Here is a 12,270-nt window from a genome sequence, read left to right on the forward strand (position 1 = left end):
CTGCTTTTTCCTTTGACGGGAAAATCAGCGATGCTATAGAGGCCCCGCTTCAATCGCAGGGTGGTTTGCCACTTGTTGCGACGCGGATGTGGTGAAATTGGTAGACACGCCAGATTTAGGTTCTGGTGCCGCAAGGCGTGGGGGTTCAAGTCCCTCCATCCGCACCATTCTTCAAAATGATTTTCATCCTGTGCGCGTTCGGCGCTTGTCGTTCGACGTTGTGCTTTTTGTCGAGAACCCTCGTATTTGGTCGCCGGGTTTTGATCACCAAGTGTCAGGCCTGGTGGGGCACCGTTGACTGTGCGGAGTTGTTGCGCAGCGCAAATTTGCGCGCCGTGTGACTTCAGCAGTGCGGGCCGGTCTGGTCAGGCTCTGGCCATACTCCGGTTTGGCGTGGTCTGGTATCAGGCTGTCAACGTCGGTGACGGGGAGCGGTTCTTAACCGCAGGCCGGCGAGGTTGGCGGAATTGGCTTCCGGCTCCTGGAAGAGACCAAATCACTTGGTTGAAAGAGCTGATTTTAGGCGATTTACGCCAGCAAAACCCCGCTCTCCCCTTGACACTTTCGGGCCTACGCAGTATCGCGCTCCCATCGTGCGTCTTGGAGTCTCTTCAAGGCGATGCATGGCCGTTTGAACGCTTCCGGCAAAAGGGGAGTGCAGGCGATGTGGCACACGGGATTTTAAAAACGAAACCTCCGGGGCGGATTGCCGCTCGGGACCGAGGACGACAAAACCCATGCAGGTAACCGAAACCCTCTCCGAGGGCCTCAAGCGTGAGCTGAAAATCGACATTCCGGCTGGTGATCTCGCCGCCAAGCTCGACGATTACATGGCCGACCTGAAATCCAAGGCCAACATCAAGGGCTTCCGCCCTGGCAAGGTTCCGCTCGCCCATCTGAAAAAGATGTATGGCCGTCAGGCCATGGCCGAGATCCTGTCGAACACCATCCAGGAAACCACCCAGAAGGCTGTTGAGGAGCGCTCCGAGCGCCCGGCTCTGACCCCGGAAATCGATCTGCCGGAAGAAGATGCTGAAAAGATCATGGCTGGTGACGCCGATCTTTCCTTCAAGATGACCTACGACATTCTGCCGAGCTTCGAGATCGTTGATTTCGCCGGTATCGAAATCGAGCGTCCGGTCGTTGAAATCGCTGAAGAAGAAGTCGACGAGCAGGTTTCCCAGATCGCCAAGAACAACGCACCGTTCGATGCGAAAGACGGCGCTGCTGCAGATGGCGACCGCGTGACCATGTCCTACCTGGGCAAGATCGACGGCGAGCCTTTTGAGGGCGGTGCCGACGAGAACGGCATGCTGGTTCTGGGTTCCGGTCAGTTCATCCCGGGCTTCGAAGAGCAGCTTGTTGGCGTGAAGGCTGGCGACGAGAAGGTCATTGAAGTGTCCTTCCCGGAAGAATATCCGGCTGCACATCTGGCCGGCAAGGCTGCCACCTTCGACATCGTCGTCAAGGAAGTTGCCGCACCGGGTGAAGCCAAGGTCGACGACGAGTTCGCTAAGAACCTCGGCCTTGAGTCTCTCGACAAGCTGAAGGAAATCGTCCGCGGCCAGATCGAGGGCCAGTTCGGTCAGATGACCCGCCAGCGCGTGAAGCGTCAGCTGCTCGACAAGCTGGACGAGCACTATTCGTTTGATCTGCCGGAAAAACTGCTGAACTCCGAGTTCGACGTTGTCTGGCGCCAGGTCGAAGAAGACATGAAGCGCAACGAGAAGACCTTCGAAGACGAAGAGACCACGGAAGAAGAAGCGAAGGCGGAATACCGCAAGATCGCTGAGCGCCGTGTTCGTCTCGGCCTGGTTCTGTCCGAAATCGGTGAGCAGAACAACATCCAGGTGACCGACGAAGAACTGCAGCGCGCTCTTTACGACCGCGTCCGCCAGTTCCCGGGCCAGGAACAGCAGGTGTTCGAATTCTACAAGAACAACCAGCAGGCTCTGGCTTCCCTGCGTGCGCCGATCTACGAAGAAAAGGTCGTCGACTTCATGCTGGAACTCGCCAAGGTGACCGACAAGACGGTGACCAAGGAAGAGCTGGAGAAGCTGGTCGCCGAGGAAGAAGACGAGGCTTAAGGTCAATCCGCTTTCGGGGGAATGCTCTCGAAAGCGGCCAGATTGGCTGGTCGGTTTTCCCGTCTATCCCCAGATGTGGCCGCAGATTTAACCTTGCATTCACGCCGCATCTGTCATGACTTTGCGTTGAGGGCGACATCCCATATATACGGGGTGTCGCTTTTTTCGAGTCAGGCCCTGAATCGATGCGCTTCATGGCCTGTTTCCTGCCCGGAGATCCTCCGGGCAACATCTCAAGCATATGGATGAGGTATGAAGGATCCTGTCGATATCTACATGAACACTCTCGTGCCGATGGTTGTCGAGCAGACCAACCGGGGAGAGCGGGCCTTCGATATCTATTCGCGCCTGCTGAAGGAGCGCATCATCTTCCTGACCGGCCCGGTCGAGGATCACGTGGCAACCCTGGTAAGCGCGCAGCTTCTGTATCTGGAAGCTGAAAACCCGACCAAAGAGATCGCGATCTACATCAATTCGCCAGGAGGTCTCGTGACCTCCGGTCTTGCGATCTATGACACCATGCAGTTCATCCGCCCGGCTGTGTCGACGCTCTGCATCGGCCAGGCAGCCTCCATGGGCTCGCTTCTTCTTGCCGCAGGCGAGAAAGACATGCGCTATATCCTGCCGAACGCGCGGGTCATGGTGCACCAGCCGTCCGGCGGGTTCCGCGGTCAGGCTGCCGACATCATGCTTCATGCACAGGAAATCCTGGCCATGAAGCGACGGCTGAATGAAATCTACGTGAAACACACCGGACGCACCCTCGACCAGGTCGAGGAGGCACTGGAACGTGACAACTTCATGACCGCTGACAAAGCAAAGGAATTCGGGATCGTCGACAAGGTGATCACCGACCGCAACACGCTTGGCGGCGACGAAGAGAAGTGAGGGACTTACCCGGCTTTAATCATGGATTGAATTTCCACGCTTAAAGCCGGAAAATCCCCAGGTGATGCCGGGTTTTCATCTTCGCCTTAAACCTATATTGATTTTTAATGGCGAAGCATGATGACATTACATGGTGAGGTGGCGACTGTGCGCCGCTTCAGAACCGGTTCAGTCATAATTTGGCCGCAACCGGAGAGATAAGGGGAAACACTCCCCGTAAACGCGAGGTTGACTACATGACCAAGGCCAGCGGCAGCGATTCCAAGAATACGCTTTACTGCTCCTTCTGCGGCAAGAGCCAGCATGAGGTTCGCAAGCTGATCGCCGGCCCGACTGTTTTCATTTGCGATGAATGTGTCGAGCTGTGCATGGATATCATTCGCGAGGAGAACAAATCCTCGCTGGTGAAGTCACGGGACGGGATCCCGACCCCTCAGGAAATTCGCGACGTTCTGGATGACTATGTCATCGGGCAGGGCAGCGCGAAGAAGGTTCTATCGGTCGCCGTTCACAACCATTACAAGCGCCTCAATCACGCATCGAAAAACAACGATGTCGAGCTGGCGAAATCCAACATCCTTCTGGTCGGCCCGACCGGTTGCGGCAAGACCCTGCTTGCGCAGACCCTTGCCCGCATTCTGGACGTGCCTTTCACCATGGCTGATGCGACCACGCTGACCGAAGCCGGTTACGTGGGTGAGGACGTTGAAAATATCATCCTGAAGCTGCTGCAGTCCGCCGACTACAACGTCGAGCGCGCGCAGCGCGGCATCGTATACATCGATGAGGTCGACAAGATCAGCCGCAAGGCTGACAACCCGTCGATCACCCGCGATGTTTCGGGCGAAGGTGTGCAGCAGGCACTTCTGAAGATCATGGAAGGCACCGTTGCTTCCGTGCCGCCTCAGGGCGGCCGCAAGCATCCGCAGCAGGAATTCCTGCAGGTGGACACGACCAACATCCTGTTCATCTGTGGCGGCGCCTTTGCGGGCCTCGACAAGATCATTTCCGATCGTGGCACGCAGACCTCCATCGGTTTCAAAGCGCAGGTCCATGCACCGGAAGACCGCCGGATCGGCGAACTCTTCTCGGTACTTGAGCCGGAAGATCTGCTCAAATTCGGCCTTATCCCCGAATTCGTCGGTCGTCTGCCGGTCATCGCGACCCTGGAAGACCTCGACGAGGAAGCCCTGGTTACGATCCTGACGGAGCCGAAGAACGCTCTAGTCAAGCAGTACCAGCGTCTTTTCGAAATGGAACAGGTGGAACTGTCCTTCCACGAGGAGGCCCTCAAGGCGATCGCTCGCCGGGCCATCGAACGCAAGACCGGTGCGCGCGGCCTGCGCTCGATCCTCGAAGCCATCCTGCTCGATACGATGTACGAGCTGCCTGGCCTGAAGGGTGTCAAGGAAGTCGTGATCTCTCCGGAAGTCGTGAAGGGCGAGGCACGCCCGCTCTATATTTACGAAGACCGGGAAGAAACGTCGGCTACCAGCGCCTGAGGCACTGAAGGCTGTTTCAAGAAACCGTGAATAAATGCCGCTCAACTTGAGCGGCATTTTGTTTTTGGGCGGTCATGCACCTGTTCGGGGCCGTTTTCCACCGGTGCAATGAGTCGTCAACAGACAAGACTTGTGGGCAGCAACCGATTGCCTTGACACCGGCAGGTCTGGTGTCCACCTAATAGACCTAAGGACGGCTTATGCGGATTGTCGGCGCGCCCATCTGGGGTGCCGTGGTCTGGCCTTCAGGACCTTCCGGTTCGGAGCCGTTTTCCAGTGTTTTGGCTGCCTTTTACCGAGTGGGGCCGGGACACGCTGAGAAAGGAAAAAAAATGAGCGACGCAGAAATTCGCGCCACAGATCAGGACAGCACGTCTGTCTACCCCGTCTTGCCCCTGCGCGACATCGTTGTCTTCCCGCATATGATCGTGCCGCTGTTTGTCGGCCGCGAGAAGTCAATCAAGGCGCTCGAAGAGGTGATGACCACCGACAAGCACATTCTTCTGGCGACACAGATGAATGCAGCTGACGACGATCCCAAGCCCGACCAGATCTACAATGTCGGCACGCTCGCGACCGTGCTGCAGCTTCTCAAGCTGCCCGACAATACGGTCAAGGTTCTGGTGGAAGGCGGTGCACGTGCACAGATCGGCGAATACACCGACCGTGCCGACTATTTCGAAGCCTCCGCAACGGTTCTGCCGGAGCGTGATGGCGAGAACATCGAAGTGGAAGCGCTTGCGCGCTCGGTCGTGTCCGAGTTCGAGAACTACGTGAAACTGAACAAGAAGGTTTCGCCGGAAGTTCTGGGCGCGATCAACCAGATCGACGATTATTCCAAGCTCGCCGACACGGTAGCTTCCCATCTTGCGATCAAGATTCCGGAAAAGCAGGAAATCCTTGGCGTCGTTTCCGTCGCCGAGCGGCTTGAGCGTGTCCTGGGCATGATGGAGAGCGAAATCTCCGTCCTGCAGGTGGAAAAGCGCATCCGTTCCCGCGTCAAGCGGCAGATGGAGAAGACCCAGCGCGAGTACTATCTGAATGAGCAGATGAAGGCCATTCAGAAGGAGCTTGGCGACAGCGAGGACGGCCGTGACGAGGTTGCCGAACTCGAAGACAAGATCAAGAAGACCAAGCTGACCAAGGAAGCACGCGAACGCGCTGCGGCCGAAATCAAGAAGCTGAAACAGATGAGCCCGATGTCCGCGGAAGCGACCGTCGTGCGGAACTATCTGGATTGGCTGATCGGTATTCCGTGGAACAAGAAGTCCAAGGTCAAGCACGACCTGGCCTTCTCCGAAAAGGTCCTCGACACCGACCATTATGGCCTTGAAAAGGTCAAGGAACGGATCGTGGAGTATCTGGCGGTCCAGAGCCGGGCCAACAAGTTGCGTGGTCCGATCCTGTGTCTCGTTGGTCCTCCAGGCGTCGGCAAGACCTCGCTCGGCAAGTCGATTGCGAAGGCGACCGGCCGTGAATTCGTACGCATGTCGCTCGGCGGTGTGCGGGACGAAGCGGAAATCCGTGGTCACCGCCGCACCTACATCGGCTCGATGCCCGGCAAGGTCATTCAGTCGATGAAGAAGGCCAAGAAGTCCAATCCGCTGTTCCTGCTCGATGAAATCGACAAGATGGGCATGGACTTCCGCGGCGATCCGTCATCGGCTCTGCTGGAAGTGCTGGATCCGGAACAGAACTCGTCCTTCATGGACCACTATCTGGAGGTCGAATACGACCTTTCGGATGTGATGTTCGTGACCACGGCGAACACGCTGAACATTCCGGGCCCGCTGATGGACCGTATGGAAGTGATCCGCATTGCCGGTTACACGGAAGAGGAAAAGGTGGAAATCTGCCGCCGTCACCTCATCCCGAAAGCCGAGAAGGATCATGGCCTGCGCGAAGGTGAGTTCACCATCGAGGATGAAGCACTTCACTTCATCGTGCGCCGCTACACCCGCGAAGCCGGTGTGCGTAACCTTGAACGTGAAATGGCAACCCTGGCCCGTAAAGCGGTCAAGGACATCCTGATGAGCGACAAGGAAAGCATCACGGTGACCAGCGAGGTCGTTGAGAAATACCTTGGTGTGCCGCGGTATCGCTACGGCGAAGCCGAACTGGAAGACCAGGTCGGTGTGGTTACCGGCCTTGCCTGGACCGAAGTCGGCGGTGAGCTTCTCACCATCGAAGGCGTGATGATGCCCGGCAAGGGCAAGATGACCGTCACCGGCAACCTGAAGGACGTGATGAAGGAATCGATTTCTGCGGCGGCATCTTATGTCCGCTCGCGTGCGATCGATTACGGCATTGAACCGCCGACCTTCGAGAAGAAGGACATTCACGTTCACGTTCCGGAAGGGGCAACCCCGAAGGATGGTCCGTCCGCAGGTATCGCGATGGCTACGGCCGTGATCTCGACCATGACCGGCATTCCGGTTCGCCGGGACGTTGCCATGACCGGTGAAATCACCCTGCGCGGTCGCATCCTGCCGATCGGTGGTCTGAAGGAGAAGTTGCTTGCTGCCCTTCGTGGCGGAATCAAGCTGGTTATGATCCCGGAAGACAACGCCAAGGATCTGGCGGATATCCCGGACTCGGTCAAGAACTCGCTTGAGATCATCCCGGTTTCGGGCATGGAAGAAGTGCTGAAAAACGCTCTTGTCCGCTTGCCGGAGGCTATCGAATGGGATGAGTCAGCTCACGAAGCCGCAACCAAGGCGCGAGAAAAGGACGATGACACCTCCGGTGTTCTTGCCCACTAATCGCGACATTGCAGCGCACAAATTGGAAAGCCCCGGGAAAACCGGGGCTTTTCTTTTGAATAATCGGTCAAAATGGCTGTTTTCTGCGAAAAAACCACTTGCGTTTCAGTTCAATTCAACCGAATTTCGCGCAACGGCGCTGACAGGAATCGTCGGCACTCTGCCGTTTCTTAGAAAGGTATCTGCTATGAATAAGAACGATCTGATCGCAGCTGTTGCAGAAAAGACCGGCCTCACCAAGGCGCAGGCAGGCGAAGCAGTTGACGCAACTTTCGAAGCTGTCACCTCTACGCTGAAGAGCGGCGACGAAGTCCGCATCATCGGCTTTGGTAACTTCACCGTTTCCGAACGTGCAGCAACCGAAGGCCGTAACCCGCGGACTGGCGAAACGATCCAGATCCCGGCTTCTAAGACGCCGAAGTTCAAGGCCGGCAAAGGCCTGAAGGACGCCGTGAACGCCTAATAGCGCTCACGAGCGATTTCTTCGCTCAACCCCGTATCCGGAAACGGATGCGGGGTTTTTCCTTGTCTATTTTCTATTTTTGATTGAGCTCTGGCGAATTGCCATTGCCACATTATATTGCGTTTGTCGTGAGGTGATGCCAATTGCTCGACAGGAGTTGGAATGTCACTGCAAGCCTTGATCCGCAGGCGCCAACGCGCGCTATTTGATGCCTGGGTCCGTAACCCTCTGGTGCAGGTTCAGGTTGAACACCCCGAGGCGCTTGGACGCCTCGTGTTCCTCGATGATTTCGACGAGGACGTTCAAACAGCAAAAGCTGGCAGAAGCAGCCTGAAGAACGTCGCCATCGTGCAGAAACCCGGCAACGTGGACGAGAATGCCAGTGTGTGGGTGAGGGCAGGGTATTCGTCCTATCAGAAAGCCTGGCTGCGCTTTGTCGAGCAGGTCTACGGCATCAAGGCCGCACCGTCGGATCTTGCCGGTTACAATATCGACCACCTGCTCAACAAGGCGCGCAGTCCCAATCAAGCCGGGTTCATTCGCATCGAGGCCATCAACGATGCCGTCAATCAGGCGTGGGGCGGTTTGTTCGAGCGAGCAGCCAGCAATCCAGAATTCAGTGCCAATCAGAATCGCCTTCGCCGGACGATGTCCTGGATCATCGCCGCCAAGCTCATGGATCAGCCGCCGCCAAGAGGACCGAACGACCAGCAGGGCATTGCCCGTCTGGTGCAGTTCTTCAATCAGAACGGACTTGCCGCGGACAACCCGCAGCGCGGGCTCACCGACATGCTCCAGTTTGCCTACAAGTTCCAATAGACTTAGCGGGCAATTGCGATCACATCGCGCGCGGAGCGTTGGCCGGAAAGCCAGGCGCCGTGCACTGTTGCCGGAAAGTTCGGCGCGGTGGCTTCTCCGGCAAAGAAGACCCTGCCATTGAGGTCGGCAGCCAGTGCTTTTCTTGCTCGCGGCTCCACCCCGACAGGCAGGAACGAGTAGGATCCTCGCGTTCGTTCGTTCTGCTGCCAGGTGGAACTTATGCTGGCGTCAGGCGGCGGTATATCGCGACCGAACATGGTCTGAAGGGCTTCGAAGGCGACCTGTCTGCGGTTCTCTTCACCAAGTTTCTCAAGGTCCTGAGCAAATTCGCCGACGTTCAGAGCACACAGAATCGGTTTTCCGGTCACGGGCGAAAGATTCGGCCAGAAGGCAAAAGTGTCGGGCTTGCCGGATATGCGGCCGAAGTTGTGGACAGTTTCATCCCAGAATGTTTCCGGGAACGAGAGATAGATTTTATCAAGCAAGCCCATGCGCAGGGAACTGACGGCGTTGCGCTTGTTGTCGGGAAGACCAGGTGAAAAGACGATGTCGCCAGCCTTCAGGACACCCAGAGACACTGCGCAGATTGCAAATTCGGCCTCCAGTACCCCGTTCTCAGTTCTTACCGACACGCCCCTTTGGGAATGGTCGATTTGGTTCACGACGGTTTCGGTCTGGATGGTCAATCCATCCGCCACCCCAAATGCAATCTTGTCATAGCCCTGCGGAAGCACGGCGTCGGGTCCATCGAAGGCACCGCCTTCTGCAACGGCTGCAAGCGAAAGGTCGCTCGCTGGCGCCGCAAATTCCTGTTCCAGCAGAATATGCGCCATGAAGCCGAGTTCAGCGTCAGTGAGTGTCGACAGGGCCCGTTGCCGGCGTATCTTTTCAATGGCATTGGCTGCCGATATCCGGGTGAGGGAGGTTTCAGTGTCGTCCAGAAAATCTTCCAGGGCGTTCGCGAAAGTCTCGAAACGTTCGGCCGCTCTGCCACCGTTGCCGGTCAGGTCGAAGACCTCCTCGTTGTCGTAGTCCCACTCGAACATCGGCTGTGCGAAGCGCTGCGCGAGCGCTGCGATGGGGTTGGACCGTGTTCCATGGATCCAGCTTGCTCCAAGGTCGAGAGGTGCCCCCAACGATCTGTCCGTGTGCAGACGCCCGCCAATCCGGTTACCAGCCTCAAGCACGGTTACGGAGAAGCCTGCGTCTGCAAGTGTTCTTGCGGCCGCCAGACCGGCGATGCCGGCACCGACAACAACCACTCTCTGTCCGGCCACGGGTTGTGATGAGCTTGTTCTGGTCAACAGCGGCAGGCCGGTGAGGGCAGCCAGAATTCCAGTCAGAAACAACCGGCGGGATGTCACCATGAGTGCGGCTTTCTCACGCTTTTGAAGCGGTCAGTTTGCCTGTTTTCGGAGCCGTCATCCACAGGCTTTATCTTTGAAACGGAAATCTGAGATTTTGCTCTTGCCAAGCAGCAAACGAGCCCCTAAAACGCGTCTCACCTCGTTGAGGGCGATTAGCTCAGTTGGTAGAGCGCTTCGTTTACACCGAAGATGTCGGGAGTTCGAGTCTCTCATCGCCCACCATTCCCCTTATGAAATCCGCCACTTGTAACCAGGGTGTCTGCGCACCGGGGTGTTTTCTGCTGTTTGCTGCCGCTCTCACATTGCCCGGCGGTTCGCTGTTGCGGAATTTCGCACAATTACAGTCATTTCGCTTTGCCGCTGTTGCTGGGTATCCCGGTGGCGGGGTGATTTCGTTTGGCCTTCGAATGGTGAGTTTTCTTTTTCCTTTTTGTCCGATAAACTTCTGCGGCTAAATAAAAAACTCGTTTAAAGGTAGCTACTTGGCAAGATGGGAATCCTAGTTTTCATCAAGATGTTCGGGGCAGTCATGCTGCTCCTTTACGCGGTTCGCATGGTTCGGACAGGTTTTGAAAGGGCGGCCGGGCCAACGTTGAGACGCGCCATCGGCAAGGCATCCTCCGGACCGGTTGCCGGCGCCTTGTCTGGAACAGCGGTTGCCATTTTGCTGCAAAGTGCGACGGCGGTTGCGATCCTGGCGGCGGGATTTGCGACATCCGGCTTTATTTCCACTGCTGCCGGACTGGCGGTTCTGCTGGGAGCCGATCTCGGGTCGGCGCTTGTCGTGCAGTTTCTGGTGTTCGATCTCAGCTGGCTGGTGCCGTTGCTTCTGGGTGGAGGGGCGTGGCTGTTCCTGAAGCTCGACGCTCGGTCCGCGAAGCAGATCGGACGCATTCTTCTGGGAATCGCTTTCATTCTGATTGCGCTGCAAATGATCGGCGAAGCGACGACGCCGTTGAAGGAAGCGCGGTTCATGCCGCAGTTTGCCGGCTTCCTTGCGCAGGACACACCGACGGCGATGGCGGTTGGGGCGCTTCTGGCGTTTCTGGTGCATTCCAGCGTGGCAGCCGTGCTGATGATCGCAGCCCTGGTGCAAAAGACGGGTTTGCCACACGAGGCCGCCATCCCACTTGTTCTGGGGGCGAACATCGGCGCTGGTATTGTCGCGCTTTGGCTGACACGCGGAATGGATCGCAAGGCCAAACTTCTGCCGCTTGGCAATTTTATCTTCAGGTCTATCGGTGCTGTGCTGGTGATGCTGGCGCTAAAATTCTACGATCTGCCTCTGGCTTCGATCAGCAATGATCCGGCTCAGCAGATCGTTGCCGTTCATGTGCTTTTCAATCTCCTGCTTGTTCTCGTCTGCCTGCCACTGACAAGACCGGTTGCCTGGCTGGTCGAACGCCTGGTGCCTGACAGAGAGGAACAAGAAGAGGCGGACCGGCTGACACCGCAAAGTGCGCTGGACAAGCAACTGGTCGGCAACCCCAGGCTTGCCCTGGCCAGTGCAACGCGCGAACTCTTGCGTATGGGGGAACTGGTCGAGGTGATGGCAAGACCGGTTCTCATGATGCTGGAGAAGGGCAGTGAGCCTGAAATCAGGCGCTTGCAGCAGTTGGATAAGCAGGTCAATGCGATCCACTCCTCGGTGAAACTCTACATCGCGGAGGTGAATCGCGGGGAGCTGACCGGCGAACAGGCTGAGCGCAGCATGGAACTGGTGGGATTCGCGGTCAATCTGGAGCGCGCTGGAGATCTTGTGGCAAAGAACCTTCTCGAACTTGCGCTGGAGTTGCAGAAGAACAAGATCAGCTTTTCGCAGGAGGGGCTGAAGGAGCTTACCTGGATGCACGACCGTGTTCTGGCGAACATGGAGCTTGCCCTCAATGTGCTCGTTTCGGCGGATGTCGCATCCGCGCGCGAATTGATTGCAGAAAAGGACAAGATGCGCACGCTGGAACGCGAAAGTCATAACCGGCATCTGGAGCGGCTGAAATCGAAAACGCTTCAGAGCATGGAATCGAGCAACGCCCATCTGGAGGTCATGCGCAGCCTGAAGGAAATCAATTCGCTGTTCGCAGCTGCTGCGGTGCCTATTCTTGCCAGAGAGGGCCTGTTGCGCGATACGCGGCTGGTGCCGGCTGAATAAAACACGGCTGAAGAACGAGAATCTGCATGGCGCAGGTCGTATTTATGAGCTGCCGAATGTGTTTGAGGCTAAGCCCATCGGAAAACAGCCCGTGGCAATGCGGATAATTCCGTTACGAAACAGGAAGTTATCCACATTGATCGGCAAGGCGGCTCTGGGGAAAACCTGCGATTGGGGGCTTCTTTGTCAAAAAACGGCAATTCGGACGGAATAGGGTGCTTGACTTCCAAAAC

The 12,270-nt window shown here is 57.0% G+C and carries 8 protein-coding genes and 2 tRNA genes; 9 read left to right on the forward strand and 1 reads right to left on the reverse strand.

The features are described from left to right. The first annotated feature begins 82 nt into the window (after positions 1–82). The 7 genes from FIV03_RS19280 (at position 83) to FIV03_RS19310 (ending at position 8,521) form a co-directional block, all read left to right on the forward strand. Positions 83–167 (forward strand) — tRNA-Leu (locus tag FIV03_RS19280). A gap of 570 nt (positions 168–737) precedes the next feature. Then, positions 738–2,087, forward strand: coding sequence for a trigger factor (gene tig / locus FIV03_RS19285; RefSeq protein WP_055654535.1), 1,350 nt, complete (start codon positions 738–740; stop codon positions 2,085–2,087). 252 nt (positions 2,088–2,339) lie between these two features. After that, the gene (locus FIV03_RS19290; protein ID WP_022998420.1) at positions 2,340–2,975 is read left to right on the forward strand and encodes an ATP-dependent Clp protease proteolytic subunit; all 636 of its coding nucleotides are present in this window, start codon (positions 2,340–2,342) and stop codon (positions 2,973–2,975) included. Between the two features lie 236 nt (positions 2,976–3,211). Beyond that, positions 3,212–4,477: an ATP-dependent Clp protease ATP-binding subunit ClpX gene (clpX, locus tag FIV03_RS19295; RefSeq protein ID WP_022998421.1), complete on the forward strand. Its 1,266-nt coding sequence runs from the start codon at positions 3,212–3,214 to the stop codon at positions 4,475–4,477. A 332-nt stretch (positions 4,478–4,809) separates the two neighbouring features. Continuing rightward, complete coding sequence (gene lon, locus FIV03_RS19300; RefSeq protein WP_031268409.1) at positions 4,810–7,239, forward strand: endopeptidase La; 2,430 nt, start codon at positions 4,810–4,812, stop codon at positions 7,237–7,239. A 187-nt stretch (positions 7,240–7,426) separates the two neighbouring features. Continuing rightward, positions 7,427–7,702: an HU family DNA-binding protein gene (locus FIV03_RS19305; protein WP_031268410.1), complete on the forward strand. Its 276-nt coding sequence runs from the start codon at positions 7,427–7,429 to the stop codon at positions 7,700–7,702. A 162-nt stretch (positions 7,703–7,864) separates the two neighbouring features. Continuing rightward, on the forward strand, positions 7,865–8,521 hold the full coding sequence (locus FIV03_RS19310) for a hypothetical protein (RefSeq protein ID WP_152510654.1): 657 nt from the start codon (positions 7,865–7,867) through the stop codon (positions 8,519–8,521). Between the two features lie 2 nt (positions 8,522–8,523). Here the strand turns inward: FIV03_RS19310 and FIV03_RS19315 are convergent, their stop codons facing one another. Further along, on the reverse strand, positions 8,524–9,888 hold the full coding sequence (locus tag FIV03_RS19315) for an FAD-dependent oxidoreductase (RefSeq protein WP_152510655.1): 1,365 nt from the start codon (positions 9,886–9,888) through the stop codon (positions 8,524–8,526). Between the two features lie 146 nt (positions 9,889–10,034). On the opposite strand from FIV03_RS19315, the gene FIV03_RS19320 reads away from it, so the two are divergent. Continuing rightward, positions 10,035–10,110, forward strand: a tRNA-Val gene (locus tag FIV03_RS19320). Between the two features lie 268 nt (positions 10,111–10,378). After that, a complete protein-coding gene (locus tag FIV03_RS19325) occupies positions 10,379–12,037 on the forward strand; it encodes a Na/Pi cotransporter family protein (protein ID WP_152510656.1) in 1,659 nt (552 codons plus the stop codon). The last annotated feature ends 233 nt before the right edge of the window (positions 12,038–12,270 follow it).

The sequence above is a fragment of the Labrenzia sp. THAF187b genome (assembly GCF_009363375.1).
In the GTDB taxonomy this organism is placed as follows: Bacteria; Pseudomonadota; Alphaproteobacteria; order Rhizobiales; family Stappiaceae; genus Roseibium; species Roseibium algicola.

Coding starts and splice junctions, on each gene's coding strand:
- FIV03_RS19305 (WP_031268410.1), top strand. CDS start 7,427: ATGAATAAGAACGATCTGATCGCAGCTGTTGCAGAAAAGACCGGCCTC.
- FIV03_RS19290 (WP_022998420.1), top strand. CDS start 2,340: ATGAAGGATCCTGTCGATATCTACATGAACACTCTCGTGCCGATGGTT.
- lon (WP_031268409.1), top strand. CDS start 4,810: ATGAGCGACGCAGAAATTCGCGCCACAGATCAGGACAGCACGTCTGTC.
- FIV03_RS19315 (WP_152510655.1), bottom strand. CDS start 9,888: ATGGTGACATCCCGCCGGTTGTTTCTGACTGGAATTCTGGCTGCCCTC.
- clpX (WP_022998421.1), top strand. CDS start 3,212: ATGACCAAGGCCAGCGGCAGCGATTCCAAGAATACGCTTTACTGCTCC.
- FIV03_RS19310 (WP_152510654.1), top strand. CDS start 7,865: ATGTCACTGCAAGCCTTGATCCGCAGGCGCCAACGCGCGCTATTTGAT.
- tig (WP_055654535.1), top strand. CDS start 738: ATGCAGGTAACCGAAACCCTCTCCGAGGGCCTCAAGCGTGAGCTGAAA.
- FIV03_RS19325 (WP_152510656.1), top strand. CDS start 10,379: ATGGGAATCCTAGTTTTCATCAAGATGTTCGGGGCAGTCATGCTGCTC.